Source organism: Pseudalkalibacillus sp. NRS-1564 (assembly GCF_050467905.1).
In the GTDB taxonomy this organism is placed as follows: domain Bacteria; phylum Bacillota; class Bacilli; order Bacillales; family Guptibacillaceae; genus Guptibacillus; species Guptibacillus hwajinpoensis_B.
The window spans coordinates 44,057-67,315 of record NZ_JBITPM010000002.1 but is presented as its reverse complement, the minus strand read 5'-3'; the positions used below and the strand labels follow the sequence as shown (position 1 = coordinate 67,315).

Sequence of the window (23,259 nt, the reverse complement as noted above, 5' to 3'; positions counted from 1 at the left end):
TTATAAGAAACATAGCAACTATAAATATTAATCCTAGTCCTCCAAAAAAGAATACATTTCCCACAAAAACGCCTCTATTTCGTTAAATTCTCTTTATAGTTTCAGCATACTAAAATCCTATGACTATTAAACCGACACAACAAAAACCATTAGTTATCCTCATCACTTTCTTCAATCAAGATTTTTAACAACAAAACCTCCGTATCCTCTTGAATCATTTTCTTAACATCATCCTTGTTTCCTATATCATAGGTTCTCATTTGATTCGATGAAGTGCTCCGATACGCTGCAAGCACTTTTTCTTCGTTCAATAGTAAATCCACCTTTTCATCTGGAAACGCATAGTCAAATGTGGCCATTGATGTTTCTGACTTCGTTTTTTCAACGCTTTTATTCGGAGCTGAGCTAACGCCTGGTGAATAAAGAAAATAAGACGGTTCACCTTCATTAGACTGAATGATTCCAAACCCTAAATGCCCTTTGGACGTTTCATCAGGAATCGGACTCTCACCGTAGATAAGTTCCGTGATAGGCTCACTATCTTTCTCTCCATCTTGATACCGCTCAACCCAAAGCCTTACCCAGCGTTTATCCGCATTCTCTAATTCGAATTCAAAATCGAATAGATTACCAAGATTCAACTCTTCGAATGTTTTTACATAATCCAAATCAGGCATAGGCTTAATCTCAGCCGTTTTATTCTCATTACTCGCACAGCTTGATAACAGTAACGTTCCTAATAGAATGAAAGGAGCCAGAACTTTCATTTTCACTATTTTTCCTCCAATTTTAATGCAGCCTCTACTATTTCTTGATACACTTCGTTCCACTCCATGTCATAATCAGCTATCTTTTTAAGCGCTACTAACATTCGCTCGTTGGATTCAAATGACCTCATAACCATCCGATGAGAGGCGGAGTACCTGCCTCTGGAAGTAGATACACAAAAACAAATAGAAAGCACGTCATTGCACCGATCATGACAACGATCCATGAAAGAGCTGAATACTTTGATTGAATGAGCCCGTAGACACCAAAACATAAGCTGATGACGCCAATCGTTAGCTCCATAAAGGCAACTGGGTAAATTGAATAATGATTCATCAGTGAAGTTCGTAAACCGTTTAGCGCAGTGACAAATAATACAAGGAACAGTTGCAAGAATAAGCCTACTGAAGGAATGCTAATCCGTTTATTCCTTTCTTGAACGATCATGACTCAACCACAAAATCCGCTCTCTCCAAAGGCTTAACGGTATCCATATAATACTTTTCTGCTTTCCAATATCGCTCTTCAAATTTCTTTAGATTTCTCTGAGTCTCTTCTTTCTCTCGTCCAAACCGCACATCTCTTTCACATTGCAAGAAAAGCACGCAATCGAACGCAGAACGCCATTCGTCTCTTTGCAGAAAAACCCCTTCGATTAACACCAAATCTACCTTCAAATTTTCGGGCGGTATTCGTTCCATTATGCTGTCAAAAAGTTGCTGTTTTAGCTTAGCGACGTCCCACTGCAAAAAATAGTATTCGTACCACTCTTCGTGGCCCGTGTTATACCGCTTTTCCTTTGGCTCTATGTAATCATCTATATGAAATGTAACAGAGCGATACCCTGACATTTCAAGTAAGTGCTCTAACTCGGAGACGAACGTGGTTTTACCTGACCGACTTAACCCATCGATCCCAAGTAGAAAGGGTTCCTTTAGCGGGGGTTTTGGTAGTATCATTTCTAAATCAAAATGCGTCATACCACATCGCCTTCCTTCTATGTTTTCCACTCTCTGCAAATCAGATCTCCCCCAACCCCTTTTTTCATCTTATGAACGCTCCTCGCTAAATTTATAATACAGGTGAACACTAGTAAAATAGATTGGTACTGCGATAAGAATAAACACAATCCCTGAGACGATCTTTTCTACAGAATAGATTTCTCGATCTAAATCGATTAAATAGTAAATAAAAAAATGAATGATCCACGATCCAAGCATCACCCACCCTAGTAAAGATAAGAACTTTTTCGCTTCCATTATTGCCTCCAAACAGTAGATAAGAGACCACTATAAATTGTTAGAGTACTCCTTTGCACCTTCATCACTTGTCCCAAGCGATCACCTCAAGCTCTGGCCATTTCCGCGTCCATTTTTCCACTTTCGCTTCATAGACATCGCGGGTAATTAAAAACTTGTTTGCACGCACAATTAACCCAAACAAATCATTTAATCCGTATGGCGTATATACTTGAAACGCACCATCCTCTCCTACTTTGACACCGATTGATGTTGCAGTAGTAGGCCAGCTATTGATAGCATCTTCTACTGAAGAATAAGGGGCGATACGCTGACCAAATTTCTCTTCATACCAGAGATGAACGCGCGCTTCGTTTTTGGCGTCAATTTTATAAGGAATGTCGGAAAGCAACTTCCGAAGATGCTCTTCTATCTCGACCTCTTTTTCTAAGCTCAAATCCTGATCATCGTAATACACAACATCGAGGTCATGGATGCCGTAATCCAACGGCCGATTCGTTAAGTCATTCCAAACCGTTTGCACAATACACCCTGCTCCGATGTATGCATGATCGAACTCTTCCCTTAGTACACCGAGAGCCTTTTCAATGGCTGGATTCTGATAAAGAATGTGTTCCAACCCTTCTTTTTGTACACCTATTTCTTGATTAAAGTAAGGCAATTACATGACCTCCACCACAACGGTTCCAAAAAATTCTTCCCCAACATAAGCATCTAGCTCCCAAACACCTGGTGAAGGAAGTTGCATCGTTGCAGGGACGTGAGCATCCGCCCCGTTATGCGGACCCGCCAACTCATCTGATTCAAAAACCACGATCTCCTCATTTGTCTCCTGATGTGTTCCGATTACTTTAAGAGAACCATTTAGTTCGTCTTCATCTCCCCACAAGTGCCACATGTACTTATTAGGTTCACCAGCTTTGAATGCTGACGCATCATCATATATAAAGCCGATCCGCTCTTCTTCACCAATCATCTTATAAGAGCCTGATGTGAAAGTGTTACTTACTTCTGTTTGATTTTCTTTTTGAACAACCGGTTTCGTCACAGCTTGACCATCTCCATTGCAGCTGGTGAGTAGAATGAGAAGAACGGGCAAGAATGCAAGCCATCTTTTCATACATCTTCACTCCCTCCGGTCATTTTAACGGAATAATTTATCATACTGATCAATTTGGTCTGGATGAATTCCCGTACTTTGCTGTGCTTCTCGCTGCATCGATTGGTTACACGCCTTACACACATAGCTCGCATCAGGGTTCTGCTTCAACTTCCGAAACTGTGAATCAGAGGGCTTAATATGAAATTTCTTTTTACAGAAAAAGCAGAGCGTCTCAATCATCGCCATCCCTCATTTCCAGGATTTACTTATCACAAATACATTTCTATAAAAGGGAATAAATCCCTTCTAAGGAAACTTGAAATTCTCACATCCTTAAGATTACCCCTATACGGATGAACACTTTGCTTTGAGCTCCTGGAAATGGAACTGGTTCCTTAGATTAACGCTCCTCTACTTCTTATCTCATTACTCTCCCTCATATGCTTCATACCAGTGATAAGGTTGTATTTCTTTCAACGTTTTAAAGTGTAGCGCACCGTCTTCCGTAAATACGGCTGCTTTAACATTTGCTCCCCAATAAAACAGTCGTTCCTGACAAATACCACACGGAGTTAATATCTTATAGTGAGAATTCTCATCATCACGGACGACGCAAATGGAGTGCGTGATTTCTGTGTTTAATTTATGGGCTTCTAGGATAGCCCCCGTTTCAATACAAAGCTCTGCAGAAGCATTAATGTTCTCTGGAGAAACGCTCGTTAGAATAGAACCCCCGCTTGTATACATCGCTGCAGCCCCTCCCCAACCAGACGGGTAACGAGACTCTACTAAACTCACTGCTTCCTCATACAATTTGCTTTCTATTTTCATTAAATTCAACCCTTCCTCAGAATAAAGTTTCACTTTTGTGCTATGTAAATGACCTAATGGATAAAAGGAGCGTTTGCGATAAACTTAGCAAACACTCCCCTAAGAAAAAAATCAAACCTACAAATCATTTTTTCTTCTTTTTCCCAATGATAAAAACGGTTATAAACACAATCATAAGCAAAAACATTCCCTCTGCCATAAATTCTCCTCCAAGCATTACGTATTTTTCAGAGTGAAACGATTAGAGAATATGGGTTGAATAAGTTTTCTGCGTATTACTACATACGAAACGAACGAGAATTAGTTTCATGTTTCTGTAAAAAGCGCGGGGGGTCAGGTTCGGACCTGACCCCCGCCGCGGACATTTATACGCGCTTCACAAACACCACACGCTCACGCCCTGGCCCGTCATAGTTTGAGTGAACTGCAATTCCATTCACGACTCGGTTTCCTCCTTCAATCTCAAAACCCATTCTAAAGTGGTAGGCAATCGAATTCTTATTATCCGGCGAGGTGACGCACCTCACTAAGCTTCTGCCATAAACTTTCATTGTTTGAAAGAACGACTCATAAAGTTGACGTCCAATGTGACCACCTCGATAAGAAGGGTGAACACCAGCAATGTGAATATACCCTTCTTCTAAATGAGTTTGTGAAAGAAAACCAATTAGAAACCCGGCAATCTCACCGTTCTCTTCTGCAATAAAGCTCGTATTCGTAAAATGATCAAAGAACATTTTAGGAAGCTTGTCGATCATTTGTCCTCCATTCCACCATTCATTGATCAGTGGAGAAATCACATAGTAATCTGATTGCTTCACATGACGAATGTTCATAAAACCCTCCAATCTTAGCAGCTTGTCTGGAATCACCTATTTCTATATGTAAACCTCTATATTCTATCGCAGGTTATATCCACTAACAATTATTTCAAATATTCGCCAATTCCTCAATCACTTCTTTTATGAAGTAACGCAGCGGGGGACAGGCACGCGCCTGTCCCCCTCCCGCTATTCAACTACCTTCAATCCTAACAACTTCGCAAACCCAATCGCCTGATCCTGTGAAACTTCACATCCATCTAGGCTTTCCAAATCAACATGAAGGCGTTCAAATGTACACGTGCTAAGATCGACACCCTTTAAGAGCGTTTGTACGAAATTCACATCGTTTGCGTCACACCTGTTGAAAATTGTCTTTGTAAACTGACAGCCATGATAGTTCGCGCTTTGCAAAGACGTATCTTCAAATTTCACTTGTTTCAGCCTGGTATCCACATAGCTACTGAAATTTGCCATACAATTCTCAAACGTAACGTTTCCAAGGTTTGCTTCCGAGAAATCAGCACCCATTAACTTGCAGTCCGTGAACTTCACGCGATGAATGATGCCTTCAGTGAAGTTCACATTGGAAAGGTTACAATTATCGAATATAACATCAATCATGTCAATTTGAGGAAACGTGGCGTTTGTAAATGTAACGTTTCTGAACACCACTTTCGATAAGATCACACGGTCAAGCTCAACGTCGTCTACCGCTTCACCTATAATCTCGCAATTCATTAGCGTTAAGTCTTCATCATTATAAATCGCACGAAAATGACCTTCTTCCAAGATAGTCGGAATTTTGGGACGTTCTAATTTTATATTTTTGCTCATCGTAACACCCTTCTTACTTCAGATTGGTCATAAGAAAGATACCATATGGGAGACAGTAAATATAAGCCTGTCTTTTTGAGAAAAAGTATGTACAAACTCTTTCTTAAAACTGATGCTTATATGAATTTTTATCTTCATCTTTTTGCACAAAAAAAGCCTCCAAAATGAGGAAGCCAAAAATGATTATTCATTTTGATTCCTTTACCTTAAACTCATCTTTATAAAACCAACGATAGAACACGCGAGAACTAAAATTCGTAAGCGAAAGCGTGATGAAACTCCAGTACCACTTCCACTTAACATACTTTATCAGATTCGTATATTTCTCCGCGATCACTTCTCCTGTGGTAATAATGCCAACGTGAAAAAGATAATAGAGAAGCTGTATGAATTTATTTCTGCTCTCCGGGTAATTCAAATTGAAAATGGCACAAAAAGCAGGATAAACAAAGTATTCGAACGTAAAACTTGTGCGATTTGCCTTTCGAAAGAATCGCACTGGATACTGAATTAACCCTTTCTCTACGACAAGTAAACCAAAAAACCATGTCACAACATGCTTAAAGAGCATAATCACAAGACCGTGTCGAATTTTATTTCTAGGGATATATTTAAATAAAAGTCCTGCAGTCACTATCCAAATCAAATAAAGAATTCCCTTGTCCTTTGACACCATCACCACGCTCCTCTATCACATTAAAGTCCCCTATTTTGATCATTTGATACATACTAATAGAACGAAAATCCGCATAATAGAGACAGTTGTCTTTTGAAGGGGTCAGGCCCGAGCCTGACCCCTTCAAAAGACGTTTAAAACCACAGTCATTAGTGGTATAATCAATATATGAACATATACTCATGTATGACGTTTTATTGGTAATCGATTGGAGGCATTACGATGGGGCATAATCATTCCCATGATCACGGACACACTCATTCAGCAAACAAAAAAGCACTACTCATTAGTTTTATACTTATCGCCACTTTTATGATTCTAGAGGTTGTTGGCGGGATCATTACCAACAGTCTCGCACTCTTATCTGATGCAGGACATATGCTTAGCGATGCCGTTGCACTAGGTATGAGCTTACTTGCCTTTAAACTCGGTGAGAAAAAATCTGATACTGAGAAAACATATGGATACAAGCGATTTGAGATTCTTGCGGCGTTCTTAAACGGGATTGCGCTTATTGCGATTTCCTTCTATATTTTGTGGGAATCCATTAATCGTTTTATCGATCCACCGGATGTAGCAAGTACAGGTATGCTCGTTATAGCTGCCATTGGCCTGATCGTCAATATTCTCGTAGCTTGGATCCTTATGAAAGGAGACACTTCTGAGAATCTCAATTTACGAAGTGCTTTTCTCCATGTATTAGGTGATTTACTTGGATCAATCGGCGCAATCATTGCCGCATTGCTCATCATGTTCATAGGCTGGAATTACGCCGATCCAATTGCGAGTGCGATTGTCGCTATACTCGTTTTAATTAGCGGGATCCGAGTCACGAAGGACTCTTTCCACGTATTAATGGAAGGAACCCCTTCTAATATCGATCTTCAAAAAGTGAAAAAAGCGCTAGTTGAAATCGATGGGGTGAATTCTATTCACGATTTGCATATTTGGAACATTACCTCCGACTTTCCATCTTTCACCTGTCACCTTGTGGTTAACCAGGGGGTAAATCGAGATCAAATGCTTAAGATCGCTGGGCAAAAACTACATGATCAATTTGACCTCTCGCACACTACCATTCAAATCGAATGTGAAACATCAGAAATAAAAGACCAAGAAAATAACTGTAACGAGTAATAGAATCCAAAAAAAGGGGGAGCAGGTTCGTACCTGCTCCCCCTTTTCTATTCTAACTCGTGGAAATTACCTCTCCTACTAACACGGTGGGCAATAAGATAAATGATAATGTAGACTGGCACCCCATAATATAACTCCCATTTAAGAGGAACATATACGTCTAATTTAATAAATAACGGCTCGAATACAAACGCACAAATTAGCGAAAAGAACACCGCCTTCAATAGTGGACTGAAGTTTGGTTTGTATTGAATAAGCAACATAACCATAACTGGGAAAGAACTTAAATCCCATGGCATAAAAAACGTATGTATGTACGGTAGCGGTGTATACAAATAAAACCATAGACCATAAGCAACGCCCATCGAATCCAGCGTTGATGTAATCACATAAACAAATAATCCTGCTAATAATAAACGGTTCGTGCTTTCCTTTTTTCGTAGAATCAGCCAAATAACCCACGGTCCTACAAGAAGTAAAACGTTCAACCACCATTGCCAGGCAAGAAACATTTCTTCTTTCCAAAGGGTGCTATATCCATCGTTTAATTTTTCGATTGAAGTATGAAGTTCAATCATCTTATTCTTCACTTCATTCAACATCCCATCATGTACCCTATCGTATTTGATATGGTTAACATTTCCTAAATAGGAGCGTTTTATGCTGGAATGAAAAAAAGAGGGGGTCAGGCACGTGCCTGACCCCCTCTCGCTTTTATACAAACATGTTCAGAATTAATGCTCCGCCAAATGCTGCAAAGGAAAGCACGGTTTCCAGCACAGTCCACGTTTTAAACGTTTCTTTAACGGTTAAGCCTAGATATTCTTTAACCATCCAGAAACCAGCATCGTTTACATGCGAGAACATAAGTGAACCTGCACCTGTAACAATAACGAGCAATTCTAGATTGACACCTGACATCGTTGCGATGATCGGTGACACAATTCCAGCCGCTGTTGTTAAGGCAACAGTTGCGGAACCTGTAGCAATTCGAATAAGACCTGCAATCATAAAGGCAAGAACGAGCGGTGATAACGAAAGATCTTGAGAAAGATTCCCGATAATCGTTCCAATTCCGCTATCGATCAAAATCTGTTTAAAGCCACCACCTGCACCGATGATCAAGATGATTGATCCAACAGGTAGAATACATTCTTCTACGTATTTTTTAATTTGTTTTTTGTCTAATCCCTGACGGAAGCCAAGGAAATAGAATGCAAAGAAACAAGATAATAACAGTGCCACAAGTGGGCTACCGATAAATTCTAAAATCCCTTCCGCACTACCTGGTAACGGTAGGAACGGAGCGAACGTACCTAGAACAAGTAAAAACACCGGCATAATGATTGTTGTAAATGAAATGCCTGTACCAGGTAGTTTAGATGGATCCTGCTGATCTTCCACTTTGATCAAATCAGGCTCACCTACAGGAACTACGCGCTTGTTAATCCATTTGGCAAATACCGGACCACCAAGAATACCAGCTGGAAGCGCTATAACTAGTGAATACAATAGAACTTTACCAAGATCCGCTTCATAAATACCAATCGCAGCAACGGCACCCGGATGCGGCGGAATCAATCCGTGCACAATCGACAAACCCGCTACAGCTGGTAGCGCAATCAATAAAATGTTTTTCTTCGTTGCCTTTTGAATCGAAATAACGAGTGGTAATAGAATTAAAATACCAACTTCAAAGAATACTGGAATTCCGATAATAAATCCTGAGAAGAACATCGCCCACGGCAACTTTTTCTCTCCAAAGACGCGAATAAAGAAATTCGCAATCTGCAACCCTGCACCGGATTCAGACAGCAGTTTTCCTAGAATCGTACCAAGTGCTAGAATACCAACTAAGTGACCAAGTACGCCACCAACACCCGCTTCATATGAACCTATAATATCGACCCATTCCATGCCCGACATGACTGCCAGGAATAAAGCCGCTACAGTTAAACCAATGAAAGCATGCCACTGAAATACAGAAACTCCTACAATTACGATTGCAATTGATATGAGTGTTATTGCTAATAAGTAGATTTCCATGATAACTCCCACCTCTTCTAAAATAAAGGGTTTACATTAATTCCATTGAAAACCCTTCCAACTTTCTTCATTATAGGAATTATTATTTCATAAATCAATGGAAACGTTTAAAAAATTTTTCTGTTAATTATGAAACAGACGGTTCTATTTGATAGATAAATCCTTCAAACCCTTGGTAATAAAGGGTTTACATCATGAAAAAAAGAATCGCAATTCCTGCGATTCTATTAAAATTTATTTTTTTCAGTTAATTAAACCCTTGCATTTCTAGCACTATTTTTAAATATTCCAAGAAAAAAGCACTAAACTTACAAGTTCGCTTTCCAAAATCCTTTTACAATATCCATGCCGGTACTCAGAATAAAGAATAGCCCAATTGCTGCAAGAATCATATTTTGATACGTTTCTGAAAGAGACAATAGGTTCGTTAGATCTGGATGAATCAGCTGATCATTTAATAACATAATCACGATCACTGTCGTCGCAAAGACATGATGAATAGCATTAGCAATCGCTAAACGCTTCGTCCAATAGCCAACAATCACTTTATATAAAGCTAGCAGCACCGTCGTTAGAAGAGTCAGACTTACAAGTGGCCAGTAAGATAAAAGCACATCATTATTAAAGAAAGGCACATCCAACTTACCGTTTCGAATGATGCCAAGTAAGTTGTCTGCGTTAAAATAAAGCGTTGCCCAAACTGCCGCAAAGAGAAGGTCGGCGAATAGCTCCGATTTCGCAACTTTCTTCTTTTTGGGCACAGAGGTTACCTTCTCTAATTCATCCGCTGACCATCCCTTTAGCGCTCGGTTTATATTTATATCGGTCCGTTCCAAAATCACAAAAATGAGGGTAATCCAAAACAACGTTTGGATTGCGGTATTCCATAGGCCTCCAATAGCATCACCCATCAGATTAAAAAAGACGTCTCCAAGCGACCCAGTGCCATTGTAGTCGATCACATTAATCGTCATAAATGTGATAAATGTGACAACGAGCGAAATAGGTAGCACCATCTTGATAATCTTCATGTAAAGCTCAAAATATTGAGGACCAATGAGATGCATTGGCCAATCCCGAAATCCATTCGCCATTTGTACCGGGCTCCCAAGTTCATTAAGGGCGCTCTTCACTTCTTCTTCTGAAGGATCATACGGCAGCATATCCCCAATTGTTGATCTTAATTCAAGTTCAATGTCCTCCCGAATGGATTCAGGAAGTCTTCTCGTCACTTCACCAATGTAAACCTCAATCAGATTCACGTTCGTCCTCCCCCTTCAACAAGGTAGCTAATTCGCTCGATGTTTTCTCCCACTCTAGTTTCAGCTGTTCGAAAATTTCTCTTCCATACTCACTTAATACATAATACTTACGCGGTCTGCTTTCCGTTGTATCCCAACTGCTCATCACCATCTCCTGCTTCTCTAACCTCCGAAGCAGAGGGTACAGCGTGCTCTGTTCAATGGATATGCCTGATTTGTCAAGCGATTGAACGAGAGAATAGCCATATTGAGGAGTTCTTAATTGACTTAGGACCGCAAGCGTTAACGTGCCTCTTCTGAGCTCCGTTATGAATGAATTTAATAACGTCACACCCTCACCAACCTTCTTACTGTGTGTCATACACCATATATACTATGTATCATACAGTGTTATGTGATAAACAGCAATGTGAATTTGATAACATTTTAATAAAGGGGAGGGGGGCAGGTACGTACCTGACCCCCCTCCCCTTTTCATTTGTTATAATAGTAAAATAGTTTACGAGATCTGGAGGGTTACATTTATGAATACTGCTTCCTATTACGCCCATTACGATGCCATTCCTCTGCCCCTCGTGGTTCTTGATCGGAACGGGGGCATCGTCCATCGTAATGAGTATGCGATTTCAAGATTCTCCTCTTATGAAAAAACAGAATCCATACAGTGCATTGAAAGTATTTTATCAATCGAACAGAACCAAATCCAAGCACACCTCGATCGAGCTTTTACAATGGAGCCGGGAAAATTTATTGAACTCCCTCTCCCTTTTACGAAGGAAGCGATTCGTTTCTCCCCAATAGATTCGAACCATGTGACACTTGTCATTATTGAGGATAAAGAGGCTCTCTACAAGGAAGTTACCGGTGAACCTTCAGATAACAATGAAAGCATTCCTACCGAAGAGCTTGAACAGCGGTTTCACTCATTAATTGATGAAAACCCTGATGGGATTGCTTTTGTTGATCAACACTTAAAGCTAACCCTAATCAATCAAGCCCTTCACAGAATGCTTGGCTATTCATTGGAAGACCTGATCAAAGCACCTCAGCATGTGGTAAATGAGGAAGCAATTGTTAAGATCGGTAGACATTTCGAATTAGCCTTATATGGAGATCAACGCTCTTACGAAATTGAGGCGTATGACATTTACCGCAATAAGGTTCACCTTATGATCAAAACCATTCCCATTCATACAAATGGACACTTCCGCGGTGCTTATAAAATCGTAAAAGACATCACTGAGTTCAAAAATGCTCAGTTCGATACAATTGATCAAGCAGAACAATTGCGCTCGCTCATTGACTCCATACCTGAATTCATTATTTTTAAAGATAAACAAGGAAGAATTCTTGAAATGAATGCGTATGCGAAATTAATATTTGGAATCGAAGAGGGAGCATATAAAGGAAAAACGTGTGATGAGTTAAAATGCAGAAGCGTTGATGCTCACCATCTACTTAAGAACAATGCAAAAACAGATTGGATTGCCTGGGAAGAAGAAAAAAAGGTGGAATACGAATATGAGCTTGAACTAGCTAATGGAGAGACAGGCACATTTGAAATTATTAAAGCCCCAACGTACAACGCTGATGGTGATCGGAAATATCTAATCGCTATTGGAAGGGATATTTCAGCACGCAGAGAGGTGGAAAAGGAACTTGTTGAAACACAGGAGCTTATTGCCTCCATTTTCACAAATAATGCTGATGCTATATCGGTTAGTAACCTTGATAAAGAAATCATTAAAGTAAATCCCGCTTTCCAGCGACTTTACGGCTATAAAGATGAGAACATGACAAGTCATCTTTATGACATCTACCCTGATGACAATAAAGAAGAGGCTGATCAGATCATAGAAGCTGTTACTGACGGTGACGGTGTTGTGGATTTCGAAACGGTAAGGAAGAAAAAGGATGGAACGCTAATCGACGTAAGCATTACCTATTCACCGATTAAAGACCATGAGGGGAATATCATGGCAATGTCCGCTATTACAAGAGATATACGCGATCGTAAGAGAACAGAAGAGCTTCTCCTTCGTTCAGAAAAGCTCTCTGCAATCGGACAGCTAGCAGCAGCTGTCGCTCATGAAGTTCGCAATCCATTAACATCGGTAAAAGGATTTATTCAGCTGTACAAAGATCGGATCCATAATGATATATTGCATCTGATGTTATCTGAAATGGATCGGATTGAATCAATCATCAATGAATTCCTATCACTCGCGCGACCACAGGCCGTTACGTACCAACAAACTGATATTATGACGCTAACCCGTAACGTCGTCTCACTCATGGAGCCAGAGCTTTTATTAAACAATGTCGATGTGAAGACGACTTTCCATATGCCATCCCTCATGATGCGCTGTGAGAAAAATCAAATGACCCAGGTCCTTATGAACATTATCAAAAACGGTATTGAATCGATGCCAGATGGAGGGCAACTCTCTATCACGACGTGCAACTCCGATACGCACCTGATCATCAAAATTGCTGATAAAGGCGTAGGCATTCCGAAAGAACGATTAGACCGACTTGGGGAGCCATTCTTTTCGAATAAAGATACTGGTACTGGCCTTGGACTAGTCGTCTGTTATAAAATCATTCACGAACACAAGGGGACCATTCTGTTTAATAGTTCTGTTGGCGAAGGAACCGTTGTTACCATTTCATTGCCACTCGAACGTTAACGCCGTTCAAATGATGTTGATAAAAGAGAAAGAAGAGCCGGGCTGTTCGTATGAAGATGCATATCTCTACTAAGCGCCTCTCCTTTTATAGGCAGAAAAACAACTCCTTTCTGTTCAATCGCCTCTCCCATCATTTTCGGAAGATAGGCAATCCCGATTCCAAGCGACACAAGTCCCCCCATCCCGAGATAGTGCGTTTCTAACACGTCTCCCTCAAATAAATGGTCATTCAATAGCCCTCTTACCTGCTCAGAAAGATGGCCGGTAGGAGGGATGATTTGCGTATACCGGGAACATTCTTCTAGGGTCACTTCTTTCTTATTCGCTAATGAAAGAGAAACCGGTACAGCCGCAACAAAAGGTTCAGAAAATAAAAATGTTGAATACATCCCTTCAATCGCTGAGGTATTCTGAACAATCGCCGCATCAATTTCATGAGATTCTAACAGCGGCACCAAATCCAAACTATCTTCTCGAATAGCCGTAACATGAACATTCGAATACTGAAGCTGCTCATAGTATCCAGGCAAAAAATAGGTGCTTAAGATCGGTGTCGAGCCAAATCGTATCTGATCAAATTTCTTATAGCGATCGACCGTCTGATTAATCTGCGTTAACAGCGGTTTAATATCTTCGTAAAAAGCTTGACCTTTTGAAGTCAACTCTACTCCTTTAATTGATCGGTTAAAAAGAGAAAAACCAAGCTCCTCTTCAAGCTTCTTCATCTGTTTACTGAGAGCCGGCTGGGAAACAAATAAAGCTTTTGCTGCGCGAGTGAAACTTCTCTCGTCAGCAATTTTAATAAAGTAGGCTAACTTCGGAAGCAAGATAAACACTCTCCTCTTTCATATGATTCTCCCCTATATTATAACCTGAAGTTATCGATCCATCATTTATTGATATTACCAACTCTCCTCGATCACACGTTATTCTAGAATTAGAATATGATCAAGAACTGGGGGATAACAATGAAAAGCGCTTATACTTGGCTTAGTATCGCTATTGTATTTGAAGTGATCGGGGCGACATTCATGAAATACAGTAATGGATTTACCCAGTGGGGACCAAGCTTAATAGTGATCTTGAGTTATGCTATCGCAATCCTCTTTTATATTTTTTTAACGAAAGAGCACGAATTGGGTATCATTAACGCACTTTGGTCTGGGGGAGGTACGGTGATCATTGCCGTGGCTGGGATTCTACTCTTTCAAGAGTCTACTTCACCCTCAAAAGTTCTCGCCATTTTTCTCATTGTGATTGGCATCGTTGGCTTAAATACAAAGTCTCGCTATAAAGAAAAAAGGAAGGAAACGATATGATTTTCTTAATTTTAGCACTCGCATTTTCGATAATTGGCAGTATCGCCGTAAAGCTATCAGCTGGTTTCACGCGCAAAATTCCAGGCCTCGCCTCATTTGTGTTGTTCGGGCTATGCATCTACTTTCTCACTCTTTCTGTCCAATCCATCGAAATTGGCCTGGCATACGCGATCTGGTCCGGTGGTTCTATCGTCGGCACAACCATAGCCGGTCTCATCTTATTCAACGAAAAAACTACAAGAAGAAAATTTCTTTCTATAGCGTTTATCATCATTGGTGTGGTTATATTATAAGCAGAACGGGGTCAGATACGTACCTGGGCCCGCCGTAATCAAAAAATGCGCCGACCACTAATTGATCGGCGCTTTCTTATAAATACTTTTCCATTCGAATATCTGACCACATTTTTCCTTGCCAGTAGGTGAAATCTTCTAACCTGCCAATCTCTTCGTATCCAAGCTTTCGATAGAGCTTTTGCGCATTCGTATTGAACTCAAACACGCCTAATTCAATACGATTAAAACCCTGCTGGTAAATTTGCTCTTCTAAATGTTGGATCGCTTCATATCCAATTCCTTTGCCTCTACCTTCAGGTTCGCCAATCGTAATTCCAATCCATGCCGTTCCTGGTTCTTGCTTCAAAAGGTGTGGAGGATCCACCATGTAATTCATTTCTCCGATCATCTCGTGATTCACAAAGATCTGGAATATCTGCTGATACGTAAGACGCTCCCTCACTCCCTCAAGAGTGATCGTCTCGCGCCGCTCTAATTCCTCCCTGCTTTTATTCGGGCGAATCAGCGGAATCAATTCTCGATCATTTTCCCACCGATTCAGGACTTCAACAAATTGAGCAGTTGGTTTCGTTAACTTTATGATCTCTGTCTTCACATGGTGCTCCTTTCAACATGGCAAGCAACCTTCATGTCTCTTATGTATTTCATTCGCTACTCTTATTCTACCACTTACGATTCAAGAGTTCTGCTTTCTTTTTTTGGTACTCTTCGTCCGTAATGATGTGATCTTCCTTCAAACGATGAAGTTGACGTATTTTCGACTCGTAGTCTTGATCGGAAGCCGCACCCTTATCATCGTCACGATCAACATCAGCTTGATACGTTGAAACACCATTTTTACTAAAAACATTCAGGGCATGGTATCCCGTGATAAGGATCGCAAACACAGTCCAAACAATACCGAATGCGCCTATTTGCGAAACAAATGCAATACCGATAATTACAAAAATAAAGCCAGCAATCATTCCGATCATGGAACTAACTTTACTAGGCTTTACACGAAAATGAGAACTCATGACAATCCCTCCTTTTGAAATGACCTTTTCACACATCCTTAAAAGATATAAACAGAAGTCAGAATGATCAGAGCTGACACTAAAAAAATTACTCCAGCTTTCTTTCTTCGCCTTTCTCCACGCTCTTCAATCCCTAAAACAGCCATAAAAAGACCCAGAGAAAGGAGCATAGGGGCAAGCATTTCAACATTACCCTTCACGAAAGCAGCTACCGCTAAAGCTAGCGTTATGAGCGCCAATATACGTTTGATTCCTTTCAACATTCTCTCACCTCAACAACTAAGCTTCCTGATTACTCACCACCACCGCATCCCCCACCATCTCCACCGAAGCTATCGCATCCTGAGCTTTGATGCCCACCACTATAATAGCTTGAATGATCCGTTCCACCTGGAGAACGTCGCGTTGACGACGATTTTGAAAAGCCAGATGCGATAAATGCAATAACGAGTAATATTACAATAAATGCTGTCATTTCCATTCCCCCTTTTGTTTAATTACGTGTGGAACCCCTATAAAGTTTCAAATATTACCATTAAAAAGTGACGATATCCTCTTATCGAAGACACCGCCACCGTCTAGGTGCATTATGATTCAATAGGGGTTAAGCGAAACATTCCATTCATATCACCCGGTTGTTCAAAGCCAAACTGCTTATATAAGTGACTTCCCTCCTCTGTTGCAAAAAGACCGATGAAGGCTTGCGTAGGAGCATGTTCCTTCAAATAGGAGAAAAGCTGGTTCATTAACATTTTCCCTACTCCCTTCCCCTGATGCAGAGGGTGAACGACGAAATCCTGAATATAAAAATACATCGCCTCATCACCAACGATACGTGCCATGCCAATAACTTCATCTCCATAAGATACCGCCGTCGCATAAATAGATTGACGAACCGCCTTTTCCGCTACAGAAAAATTCATATTATTCCAACCGACTGATAAACACAACCGTACATATTCGTCGCTGGTTGGAAATCGGTCAATCACTTGATACCTTCTAATCAATTCCATCATTCCTTCTTTACATTTTTCACTACCGTATATACTCATTTCTCATCACTTTTTTATCCATGCCACTCACCTCTTTCCATCAGCATTTCATACATTCGCTGACCATTTCACAATCCCTTCTTTTCCAAAATTTCAAATCACTATTATTTCACCACCCTACATTCGCAAAGATGGTTGTAAACTTTTCCTCCCAACCGATCAGAATCTTTCCTTTTCTCGATGTTTTACCTAGATCTTTTTCGGGGAAATAACTATCTATCAACCGTGTTTACGAGGAGGAATTACAATGAATAACGAATCAAAAGCAAATTACCATATTACGGATCGCGATGAATTTAACAAGGTTTGTATTGAAGATCAAAAGATGAATTTTCCTGAGTTTGAAAAGTTCATGCATGACTACCTATTAAGCCAACCCCAAGAAACAATGGTCTTTCAAGAGTGTTGGATTGAGGACAAACAAGTAGAAATCGGGGATGTTAGAACCGTTCAGGTGAATTTCCTAGATCATAATAGTAATAACTACATACGTCTCTGGGGCGCTAAGAAGAATGATGATAACCAGGTAGTGAAAATTAAAGTAGACGCTATTGATTTAGAGACGAAAGAAGTTATTTATGAGCGTTTATTGGCTTAAGAGAATAATAGACTAATGTGAACTAAAAAACCTCGCTATCATGAAAAGATGAGCGAGGTTTTTGTAGTGAAGAGATATTTTCTTCTATTTATGAAAATCCCAATTCAATACCATTAAACCTAACAAATGGCATTAATCTGAAACTTTTCCTAGCGTATTTCGTAGTACAGAATAGGAGGGATACATATGAAATTGAAATTAGCATCAGTTCTATTCGGATTAATACTTATCCTCGCAGCCTGCGGTGGACAGGAAGAAGGGTCTACTGAAAATCATCTAGACTCCCTTCAAGAGAATTACCCTGAGGTTAAGACTGAAGTGGAGAAACTTCCTGAAGATTTTAGAAGCGAAATTACCGTACCCGATATGGAGAAATTCCCATTAGAAGTCAATGATGTAGAGGCTGTAGCTGAAACGGAATTAGAGCATATGGAATGGATATTTATTATGGAGAAGATGATAAACGCCTAAACGTTATGATCAAGAACCAAAAGGGAATCGATACCTCTATAGGGGAAACGAACGAGGAACTTGATCAAGATGTTAATGGCACATACTCAGAAGCTGAAGATGGTCACCTCTTAACGATCACGTGGCTAAGTAAAAACGAAAATGCGCTATACAAAGTGACTGGATTCACACCATCAGGAGAAGAATCTCCATTCACGAAGGAAGACATGGTAGAAATCGCAAACTCAATTATTGCACAAAGAAAGTAAAGACCAATATTCAAAGGAGGGCCCATGATCGGATTAATCATTGCGATTCTAACGATCCTATCGTCTGCTGGATTTCTCTACTATATGGGAAAATCAGGATATTCATGGAACATGGATGAGAACGAAGAGAAATCGAAATAACCATTCTATCAAAGAGGTCAGACAATTCATCTAATGAATCGTCTGACCTCTTTTGATTAACTTACCTATAAGTATGGATATTTCTCAAGCTCTTTCAAATAAAGCAAGTAACGTTTCTCCATTTGACCCTTCGTCCCATAACGAATCACTTCTTCACGAGTGAGAGATGCTTTCTGCAACAAAAGAAGATGATCATGCGTCATCGTTAGAAGTTTTAAAAACACCTCAACATGTAGGGCTTCTTGCTTCTGGTGCAAGTTACTGATATACGCTTCCCTAAACCCTTCTGCATTCCCTTTTAGCTTTGAAACATGTTGATGGTAATCCCCTTTCCGATACCTTTCTGTGTTATAAAACGTAGGAAATAACGTCTCATAGTTGAAAACATAATTAGCAGCAAGCGACGTTCCAGTAGCTAGAAGAGGATAAGGATCGATCATTTTAACGCCACTTTTCGTGAAAATGAGATTCTCTGGTGAAGCATCTTGATTTGTGAAAATAATAGATTCGCGATCAATCGAGCGATTAGAAATAAGCGCGCCCCCGTTTTCCTTTACTTTCTCTTTATCAAATTGATAGGGACTTGCAATCAGCGTATGTAACTCGTCGCGATACTCTTCTGTTTCTTCAAGTAGAAATTCACTTGAAGTTAGACCATACGCTCCCGTTAATCCTCCTTTTTCGTCAAGATGCAAATATCCGATTCCATTAAATGATGGAGTGAACGATTCAAGAGCAAGATAGAACTCTCCTAACTCTCTTCCGTATCTTTTCGCATCTTCTATCGTCTGGGTGCTAAGATCAATTGATTTTCCTACATAAGTTTCAAGCGTGTACGTTAATTCTTCATTAACGCTGTACTTAAAATAGTTAGGGCAAATGTCGTTCTTCGCTTTATTAGCATGCTTGTAAAATGCTTCTGTCGCGGCATACTCCGCTATTAATTCCTTACGATTATAAATCACCTCTCGCTCGTAAGCTATTTTCTTCGGAATGCGAAGAACAAGCCCCTCCCGCTCAATCAAATACGCACAGTGCCAGGCACCTTCCCCTAACCTCTTGATACCCGCGTCATCTGATAACTTTGGTAAGCCTTCATTGATTAAAGCCTGTTGAATAAGTTCAAACTCTGCCACCTTTTTGGATGTAAGCAATCTCATCGTTTATATGACTCCTTCACACTATCATCTTTTTATGAAATATCATTTTACTTCGCAATGACTACCATTTTTAATTATTCCAAAATCATACAAATATCTCAATCTCTTATTTCATATAGACATCACCTATTGCACCTTCACTGTCTAACTTCGAAAAAATTCACACTAGTTTGACACACATATTAGAGATTGCTAATATGATAGAGAACATACATATTCGTTTTTACTAATATGTCAGGAGGGCACATATGCAAACTTTTGATATTGATATGAAAGTAAAGCTTATTCACGGGTTTTCTAATAAAACACGAATTCAAATTCTTGAGACCATAAAGGATGCTGAAAAAACCGTTTCTGAGATTGTTCAAGAAGTAAATGGAAACCAGTCAAACATTTCACAGCATCTTGCTTGTTTGAAAGGTTGCGGGATTATAGTAGGTCGAAATGAAGGAAAGTATTGCTACTACAGTTTAAGAAACCAACAAATTCGAGATCTACTCACGATGTTCGATCTTATACTAGATGATGTTGAAAATGATGTCGCTTGCTGTGAACGTCACGTTGATTAGGAGGACTTTCCTTGGCAGATAAATGTTGTAACGATAATAAGGAAGAAAAAAACACATGTAGCAGCGATTCTTCTATCGAAAAAGCAAGCTGCTGCAGTTCTTCACTTCAGAATGAATACAAGCAAGAAGCGGATCAGTGTTGCAGTAGTAACACTGATGTTACTGAAGACACCAACTCAAAAAAAACAAGCTGTTGCAGTAGCGAACAACAACAGCTAGAGAAAACAGACGCTTATTCCACCGATACTTCTGAGGAGAAAAAGACTTATCAAGTTCATGGAATGGATTGCCCTGCCTGTGCGAAAACCATTGAAAAAGCGTTAAGTAAAATAAAGAACCTGACTGAAGCAAAAGTCAATTACAGTACAGCAAAACTGCAAGTGGCTGCAAGTTCTGTAGATGCCTTTACTCCGGTTGAGGCAGAGATCAAAAAACTTGGATATTCCGTTGAACCGATCAATCAGAAAAAGGATTATAGAACATTTCATATTGAAGGAATGGACTGCGGAAGCTGTGCCAAAAGTATCGAAAATCACCTTAACACCTTGCCAACCGTTAAAGAAGTGAGCGTTAATTTTTCCACGGGGAAAATGAAAATTGACGCTTCTACTCAAGAGGAAAGCATTATGAAAGAAGTTTCCAAAATTGGATTCAAAGCGGTTCCAGATACTAAAAAATCAACACATACTAAGAAGAATAATGAAAATGCTTCAATGATCGTTTCTGGTAGTTTAATAGCACTAGGGCTCATAAATTCTTTTACGATCATCCCTTCAATCGTTTCAACCATTCTATACGCCATTGCGATTGTGATCAGTGGTATTAAACCTGTTAGAAGTGCCTTCTTTGCAATTAAAAGTCGTTCACTCGACATGAACGTTCTCATGTCTGCCGCTGCGATTGGCGCTGCGTTAATCGGAGAATGGCTTGAAGGGGCTGTCGTGGTTTGGCTGTTTGCTATCGGAAACTACCTGCAAACAAAATCCATTGAACAAACAAGAAATTCGATTCGTAACTTGATGGATCTAGCTCCTCCAGAAGCCTGGGTTAAAGCTGGTTCAGAAATGGTGAAGAAACCTGTAGAGCGTATTACTGTTGGTGAAACTATCGTCGTTAAACCAGGTGATAAACTACCATTGGACGGGGAAATCATTCAAGGAGAATCAAGCGTTAATCAGGCTCCGATTACAGGTGAATCAATTCCTGTTGATAAAGGAATCGGCGATACCGTCTATGCTGGATCCATGAATGAACACGGCTCTCTTGAGATTAAAGTTACAAAGTTAGCTGACGATACGACGATCGCCAAAATTATTCATCTCGTTGAAGAAGCACAGGAACAGAAAGCGCCCACGGAAGCCTTTATCGATAAATTCGCAGCGATTTATACACCGATCGTGTTCGTGCTCGCCTTAGTCGTAATGGTTTTACCACCATTACTCAGCATCGGAACATGGGGAGAGTGGTTTTATCGAGGGCTTGAATTACTAGTTATCGCTTGTCCATGTGCACTCGTTATTTCAACACCTGTTGCGATCGTGTCAGCAATTGGAAATGCTGCTAAGAATGGCGTATTAATTAAAGGCGGTACGTTTTTAGAAAAAGCAGGTGCGATCACCGCTATTGCATTTGATAAAACAGGAACATTAACTGAAGGTAAACCGAAAGTCTCCGACATTAAGGCGTCAAACGGATCAGAACAAGAATTACTATCCATCGCCTTAACATTAGAAAACCATTCCACTCACCCGATTGCAAAAACGATTGTAAACTATGCAAACAATAAAGGCTTACAACCACAGCATGGTGAGCTGTTTCGAACTATCGTTGGAAAAGGCGTTCAAGCCACAATCAATGGCACGATCTATTACGCTGGGAATCCAAAATTATTCGATGAACTATCTGTTCCTTTAACAATAATAGAAAAAGATGTACAAGAAATGCAGCGTAACGGTAAAACCGTCGTCATTATCGGAACACAGCAAGGAATTCTTGGGACGATTGCCGTCTCTGATACAATACGAAATACATCTGCCGTGGCTTTAGACGCATTACAACAAAGCGGCATCAAACAAACGGTCATGCTAACAGGAGATAATGAAGGAACGGCCAAAACAATTGCTTCAGAAGCAAAGGTGAATCGTTATTTTGCGGAGCTATTTCCTGAAGATAAAGTAACCGCCATTAAGAAGCTACAACAAGAAGGGTACAAGGTAGCTATGGTTGGAGATGGCATCAATGACGCTCCTGCACTTGCAACTGCCGACCTAGGCATTGCGATGGGTGGCGCTGGAACTGACACAGCGATGGAGACAGCCGATATTATTCTTATGGCCGATAACCTTGATCAACTTCCACATACAATGAAGTTAAGCCAAAAAGCATTAAGAATTATTAAACAAAACATCTGGTTCTCGATCATTATTAAAGTGATCGCGCTTGCCCTCATCTTCCCGGGCTGGCTCACACTTTGGATCGCTGTATTAAGCGATACCGGCGCAGCCTTAATCGTTATTTTAAATGCACTTAGATTATTGAAATTTAAGCATTAAGGAGAAAGGAGATGTTTCTCATCGAGAGAAACATCTCCTTTTCCTGTGTGTTATTGTTTGCTGACTTCTACTTTCTGAACGAACTCTCACTCATCACTATCCAGATCATGATCTAAAAAAGACGGTTTTTGCTCTTCTTTCAAACCATGCTTTTCCTCGAGATACTTACCAATAACAGAACTATTAATCCCCTTTCTAACAGCCGCTTCGATTACGACATATAGAATAAACAGACTGACAATAAACAGTACTATCGTTAATCCGATTCCCATCATTCTTTTACCCCCCAAGTGTTAATTCATACAAAAACTATGATCTGAACAACAACTACTCCCAGTACAAACAAAGCTAGCTTTCCTGGTAATGATTTTGGCACTGAAACTACTCCTTTCTAAGGGTTTATTCCAT

32 protein-coding genes are annotated in these 23,259 nt (G+C 40.1%); 9 read left to right on the top strand and 23 right to left on the bottom strand.

The window, feature by feature from the left end:
- Positions 1-149: 149 nt before the first annotated feature.
- From ACIFPW_RS00730 to ACIFPW_RS00680, 11 genes are all read right to left on the bottom strand, one after another.
- Positions 150-773 (bottom strand): hypothetical protein, encoded by a 624-nt coding sequence (locus ACIFPW_RS00730; RefSeq protein WP_430241272.1) that lies wholly within the window; start codon positions 771-773, stop codon positions 150-152.
- A gap of 121 nt (positions 774-894) precedes the next feature.
- Positions 895-1,215 carry a hypothetical protein gene (locus tag ACIFPW_RS00725; protein ID WP_430241270.1) on the bottom strand — a complete coding sequence of 107 codons (321 nt, stop codon included), beginning with the start codon at positions 1,213-1,215 and terminating at the stop codon, positions 895-897.
- On the bottom strand, positions 1,212-1,748 hold the full coding sequence (locus tag ACIFPW_RS00720; RefSeq protein WP_430241269.1) for a kinase: 537 nt from the start codon (positions 1,746-1,748) through the stop codon (positions 1,212-1,214). Before ACIFPW_RS00720 ends, ACIFPW_RS00725 begins: the two co-directional genes overlap by 4 nt.
- A gap of 69 nt (positions 1,749-1,817) precedes the next feature.
- A complete protein-coding gene (locus ACIFPW_RS00715) occupies positions 1,818-2,027 on the bottom strand; it encodes a hypothetical protein (protein WP_430241267.1) in 210 nt (69 codons plus the stop codon).
- Between the two features lie 64 nt (positions 2,028-2,091).
- Positions 2,092-2,688 carry a nucleotidyltransferase family protein gene (locus tag ACIFPW_RS00710; RefSeq protein WP_430241265.1) on the bottom strand — a complete coding sequence of 199 codons (597 nt, stop codon included), beginning with the start codon at positions 2,686-2,688 and terminating at the stop codon, positions 2,092-2,094.
- Entirely contained in the window at positions 2,689-3,147 is a 459-nt protein-coding gene (locus ACIFPW_RS00705) for a DUF4871 domain-containing protein (protein WP_430241264.1), read from the bottom strand. It lies immediately after the preceding gene.
- 24 nt (positions 3,148-3,171) lie between these two features.
- Entirely contained in the window at positions 3,172-3,369 is a 198-nt protein-coding gene (locus ACIFPW_RS00700; protein WP_430241262.1) for a DUF2197 domain-containing protein, read from the bottom strand.
- Between the two features lie 186 nt (positions 3,370-3,555).
- Complete coding sequence (locus ACIFPW_RS00695; protein ID WP_430241260.1) at positions 3,556-3,960, bottom strand: cytidine deaminase; 405 nt, start codon at positions 3,958-3,960, stop codon at positions 3,556-3,558.
- A gap of 365 nt (positions 3,961-4,325) precedes the next feature.
- Positions 4,326-4,796, bottom strand: a complete 471-nt coding sequence (locus ACIFPW_RS00690) for an N-acetyltransferase family protein (RefSeq protein WP_430241258.1) — start codon at positions 4,794-4,796, stop codon at positions 4,326-4,328.
- 174 nt (positions 4,797-4,970) lie between these two features.
- Positions 4,971-5,618, bottom strand: coding sequence for a pentapeptide repeat-containing protein (locus ACIFPW_RS00685; protein ID WP_430241256.1), 648 nt, complete (start codon positions 5,616-5,618; stop codon positions 4,971-4,973).
- A 187-nt stretch (positions 5,619-5,805) separates the two neighbouring features.
- Positions 5,806-6,294: a CBO0543 family protein gene (locus ACIFPW_RS00680; RefSeq protein ID WP_283152545.1), complete on the bottom strand. Its 489-nt coding sequence runs from the start codon at positions 6,292-6,294 to the stop codon at positions 5,806-5,808.
- Between the two features lie 222 nt (positions 6,295-6,516).
- Between ACIFPW_RS00680 and ACIFPW_RS00675 the strand changes: the two genes are divergently transcribed.
- Positions 6,517-7,431, top strand: coding sequence for a cation diffusion facilitator family transporter (locus tag ACIFPW_RS00675; protein WP_430241254.1), 915 nt, complete (start codon positions 6,517-6,519; stop codon positions 7,429-7,431).
- A gap of 47 nt (positions 7,432-7,478) precedes the next feature.
- On the opposite strand, the gene ACIFPW_RS00670 is transcribed toward ACIFPW_RS00675, so the two are convergent.
- From ACIFPW_RS00670 to ACIFPW_RS00655, 4 genes are all read right to left on the bottom strand, one after another.
- Positions 7,479-8,021 carry a CBO0543 family protein gene (locus tag ACIFPW_RS00670; protein ID WP_430241252.1) on the bottom strand — a complete coding sequence of 181 codons (543 nt, stop codon included), beginning with the start codon at positions 8,019-8,021 and terminating at the stop codon, positions 7,479-7,481.
- Positions 8,022-8,145: 124 nt separating this feature from the next.
- Complete coding sequence (locus ACIFPW_RS00665; protein ID WP_194220898.1) at positions 8,146-9,477, bottom strand: GntP family permease; 1,332 nt, start codon at positions 9,475-9,477, stop codon at positions 8,146-8,148.
- Positions 9,478-9,785: 308 nt separating this feature from the next.
- Entirely contained in the window at positions 9,786-10,739 is a 954-nt protein-coding gene (locus tag ACIFPW_RS00660; protein ID WP_430241250.1) for a hypothetical protein, read from the bottom strand.
- Positions 10,726-11,070 (bottom strand): PadR family transcriptional regulator, encoded by a 345-nt coding sequence (locus ACIFPW_RS00655; RefSeq protein WP_430241248.1) that lies wholly within the window; start codon positions 11,068-11,070, stop codon positions 10,726-10,728. Before ACIFPW_RS00655 ends, ACIFPW_RS00660 begins: the two co-directional genes overlap by 14 nt.
- Positions 11,071-11,263: 193 nt before the next feature.
- On the opposite strand from ACIFPW_RS00655, the gene ACIFPW_RS00650 reads away from it, so the two are divergent.
- Complete coding sequence (locus ACIFPW_RS00650; RefSeq protein ID WP_430241246.1) at positions 11,264-13,429, top strand: PAS domain S-box protein; 2,166 nt, start codon at positions 11,264-11,266, stop codon at positions 13,427-13,429.
- Here the strand turns inward: ACIFPW_RS00650 and ACIFPW_RS00645 are convergent.
- Complete coding sequence (locus ACIFPW_RS00645) at positions 13,426-14,256, bottom strand: LysR family transcriptional regulator (RefSeq protein ID WP_430241244.1); 831 nt, start codon at positions 14,254-14,256, stop codon at positions 13,426-13,428. The two genes, ACIFPW_RS00650 and ACIFPW_RS00645, sit on opposite strands and share 4 nt — an antisense overlap.
- Before the next feature lie 141 nt (positions 14,257-14,397).
- On the opposite strand from ACIFPW_RS00645, the gene ACIFPW_RS00640 reads away from it, so the two are divergent.
- Both ACIFPW_RS00640 and ACIFPW_RS00635 read left to right on the top strand, forming a co-directional pair.
- On the top strand, positions 14,398-14,748 hold the full coding sequence (locus ACIFPW_RS00640; protein ID WP_430241242.1) for a DMT family transporter: 351 nt from the start codon (positions 14,398-14,400) through the stop codon (positions 14,746-14,748).
- Complete coding sequence (locus ACIFPW_RS00635; RefSeq protein WP_430241241.1) at positions 14,745-15,041, top strand: DMT family transporter; 297 nt, start codon at positions 14,745-14,747, stop codon at positions 15,039-15,041. The genes ACIFPW_RS00640 and ACIFPW_RS00635 overlap by 4 nt, the downstream gene beginning before the upstream one ends.
- 76 nt (positions 15,042-15,117) lie before the next feature.
- Here ACIFPW_RS00635 and ACIFPW_RS00630 read toward each other — a convergent pair whose 3' ends face one another.
- The 5 genes from ACIFPW_RS00630 to ACIFPW_RS00610 all read right to left on the bottom strand — a co-directional run bounded on the left by ACIFPW_RS00630 (position 15,118) and on the right by ACIFPW_RS00610 (position 17,112).
- A complete protein-coding gene (locus ACIFPW_RS00630) occupies positions 15,118-15,639 on the bottom strand; it encodes a GNAT family N-acetyltransferase (protein ID WP_430241239.1) in 522 nt (173 codons plus the stop codon).
- A 67-nt stretch (positions 15,640-15,706) separates the two neighbouring features.
- Positions 15,707-16,060, bottom strand: coding sequence for an SHOCT domain-containing protein (locus ACIFPW_RS00625; RefSeq protein WP_430241237.1), 354 nt, complete (start codon positions 16,058-16,060; stop codon positions 15,707-15,709).
- A 38-nt stretch (positions 16,061-16,098) separates the two neighbouring features.
- Positions 16,099-16,323: a hypothetical protein gene (locus ACIFPW_RS00620; protein ID WP_430241235.1), complete on the bottom strand. Its 225-nt coding sequence runs from the start codon at positions 16,321-16,323 to the stop codon at positions 16,099-16,101.
- A 29-nt stretch (positions 16,324-16,352) separates the two neighbouring features.
- Positions 16,353-16,535 carry a hypothetical protein gene (locus ACIFPW_RS00615; protein WP_194220888.1) on the bottom strand — a complete coding sequence of 61 codons (183 nt, stop codon included), beginning with the start codon at positions 16,533-16,535 and terminating at the stop codon, positions 16,353-16,355.
- A gap of 112 nt (positions 16,536-16,647) precedes the next feature.
- The gene (locus ACIFPW_RS00610; protein WP_430241233.1) at positions 16,648-17,112 is read right to left on the bottom strand and encodes a GNAT family N-acetyltransferase; all 465 of its coding nucleotides are present in this window, start codon (positions 17,110-17,112) and stop codon (positions 16,648-16,650) included.
- 247 nt (positions 17,113-17,359) lie between these two features.
- On the opposite strand from ACIFPW_RS00610, the gene ACIFPW_RS00605 reads away from it, so the two are divergent.
- The 3 genes from ACIFPW_RS00605 to ACIFPW_RS00595 all read left to right on the top strand — a co-directional run bounded on the left by ACIFPW_RS00605 (position 17,360) and on the right by ACIFPW_RS00595 (position 18,429).
- Positions 17,360-17,710, top strand: coding sequence for a hypothetical protein (locus ACIFPW_RS00605; RefSeq protein WP_430241231.1), 351 nt, complete (start codon positions 17,360-17,362; stop codon positions 17,708-17,710).
- Between the two features lie 186 nt (positions 17,711-17,896).
- Positions 17,897-18,181, top strand: a complete 285-nt coding sequence (locus tag ACIFPW_RS00600) for a hypothetical protein (RefSeq protein WP_430241229.1) — start codon at positions 17,897-17,899, stop codon at positions 18,179-18,181.
- Entirely contained in the window at positions 18,145-18,429 is a 285-nt protein-coding gene (locus ACIFPW_RS00595) for a hypothetical protein (RefSeq protein ID WP_430241227.1), read from the top strand. The genes ACIFPW_RS00600 and ACIFPW_RS00595 overlap by 37 nt, the downstream gene beginning before the upstream one ends.
- 206 nt (positions 18,430-18,635) lie before the next feature.
- Here ACIFPW_RS00595 and ACIFPW_RS00590 read toward each other — a convergent pair whose 3' ends face one another.
- Positions 18,636-19,730 carry a hypothetical protein gene (locus tag ACIFPW_RS00590; RefSeq protein WP_430241225.1) on the bottom strand — a complete coding sequence of 365 codons (1,095 nt, stop codon included), beginning with the start codon at positions 19,728-19,730 and terminating at the stop codon, positions 18,636-18,638.
- A gap of 248 nt (positions 19,731-19,978) precedes the next feature.
- Here ACIFPW_RS00590 and ACIFPW_RS00585 point away from each other — a divergent pair, with 248 nt between their 5' ends.
- The gene (locus ACIFPW_RS00585; RefSeq protein WP_430241223.1) at positions 19,979-20,299 is read left to right on the top strand and encodes an ArsR/SmtB family transcription factor; all 321 of its coding nucleotides are present in this window, start codon (positions 19,979-19,981) and stop codon (positions 20,297-20,299) included.
- A gap of 74 nt (positions 20,300-20,373) precedes the next feature.
- Positions 20,374-22,851, top strand: coding sequence for a heavy metal translocating P-type ATPase (locus tag ACIFPW_RS00580; protein WP_430241380.1), 2,478 nt, complete (start codon positions 20,374-20,376; stop codon positions 22,849-22,851).
- An 86-nt stretch (positions 22,852-22,937) separates the two neighbouring features.
- Here the strand turns inward: ACIFPW_RS00580 and ACIFPW_RS00575 are convergent, their stop codons facing one another.
- Positions 22,938-23,126, bottom strand: a complete 189-nt coding sequence (locus tag ACIFPW_RS00575) for a hypothetical protein (RefSeq protein WP_430241221.1) — start codon at positions 23,124-23,126, stop codon at positions 22,938-22,940.
- Between the last annotated feature and the right edge of the window lie 133 nt (positions 23,127-23,259).

Coding starts and splice junctions, on each gene's coding strand:
- ACIFPW_RS00725 (WP_430241270.1), bottom strand. CDS start 1,215: ATGATCGTTCAAGAAAGGAATAAACGGATTAGCATTCCTTCAGTAGGC.
- ACIFPW_RS00720 (WP_430241269.1), bottom strand. CDS start 1,748: ATGACGCATTTTGATTTAGAAATGATACTACCAAAACCCCCGCTAAAG.
- ACIFPW_RS00715 (WP_430241267.1), bottom strand. CDS start 2,027: ATGGAAGCGAAAAAGTTCTTATCTTTACTAGGGTGGGTGATGCTTGGA.
- ACIFPW_RS00705 (WP_430241264.1), bottom strand. CDS start 3,147: ATGAAAAGATGGCTTGCATTCTTGCCCGTTCTTCTCATTCTACTCACC.
- ACIFPW_RS00700 (WP_430241262.1), bottom strand. CDS start 3,369: ATGATTGAGACGCTCTGCTTTTTCTGTAAAAAGAAATTTCATATTAAG.
- ACIFPW_RS00695 (WP_430241260.1), bottom strand. CDS start 3,960: ATGAAAATAGAAAGCAAATTGTATGAGGAAGCAGTGAGTTTAGTAGAG.
- ACIFPW_RS00690 (WP_430241258.1), bottom strand. CDS start 4,796: ATGAACATTCGTCATGTGAAGCAATCAGATTACTATGTGATTTCTCCA.
- ACIFPW_RS00685 (WP_430241256.1), bottom strand. CDS start 5,618: ATGAGCAAAAATATAAAATTAGAACGTCCCAAAATTCCGACTATCTTG.
- ACIFPW_RS00680 (WP_283152545.1), bottom strand. CDS start 6,294: ATGGTGTCAAAGGACAAGGGAATTCTTTATTTGATTTGGATAGTGACT.
- ACIFPW_RS00675 (WP_430241254.1), top strand. CDS start 6,517: ATGGGGCATAATCATTCCCATGATCACGGACACACTCATTCAGCAAAC.
- ACIFPW_RS00665 (WP_194220898.1), bottom strand. CDS start 9,477: ATGGAAATCTACTTATTAGCAATAACACTCATATCAATTGCAATCGTA.
- ACIFPW_RS00650 (WP_430241246.1), top strand. CDS start 11,264: ATGAATACTGCTTCCTATTACGCCCATTACGATGCCATTCCTCTGCCC.
- ACIFPW_RS00640 (WP_430241242.1), top strand. CDS start 14,398: ATGAAAAGCGCTTATACTTGGCTTAGTATCGCTATTGTATTTGAAGTG.
- ACIFPW_RS00635 (WP_430241241.1), top strand. CDS start 14,745: ATGATTTTCTTAATTTTAGCACTCGCATTTTCGATAATTGGCAGTATC.
- ACIFPW_RS00625 (WP_430241237.1), bottom strand. CDS start 16,060: ATGAGTTCTCATTTTCGTGTAAAGCCTAGTAAAGTTAGTTCCATGATC.
- ACIFPW_RS00620 (WP_430241235.1), bottom strand. CDS start 16,323: ATGTTGAAAGGAATCAAACGTATATTGGCGCTCATAACGCTAGCTTTA.
- ACIFPW_RS00615 (WP_194220888.1), bottom strand. CDS start 16,535: ATGACAGCATTTATTGTAATATTACTCGTTATTGCATTTATCGCATCT.
- ACIFPW_RS00610 (WP_430241233.1), bottom strand. CDS start 17,112: ATGAGTATATACGGTAGTGAAAAATGTAAAGAAGGAATGATGGAATTG.
- ACIFPW_RS00605 (WP_430241231.1), top strand. CDS start 17,360: ATGAATAACGAATCAAAAGCAAATTACCATATTACGGATCGCGATGAA.
- ACIFPW_RS00600 (WP_430241229.1), top strand. CDS start 17,897: ATGAAATTGAAATTAGCATCAGTTCTATTCGGATTAATACTTATCCTC.
- ACIFPW_RS00595 (WP_430241227.1), top strand. CDS start 18,145: ATGGATATTTATTATGGAGAAGATGATAAACGCCTAAACGTTATGATC.
- ACIFPW_RS00590 (WP_430241225.1), bottom strand. CDS start 19,730: ATGAGATTGCTTACATCCAAAAAGGTGGCAGAGTTTGAACTTATTCAA.
- ACIFPW_RS00585 (WP_430241223.1), top strand. CDS start 19,979: ATGCAAACTTTTGATATTGATATGAAAGTAAAGCTTATTCACGGGTTT.
- ACIFPW_RS00575 (WP_430241221.1), bottom strand. CDS start 23,126: ATGATGGGAATCGGATTAACGATAGTACTGTTTATTGTCAGTCTGTTT.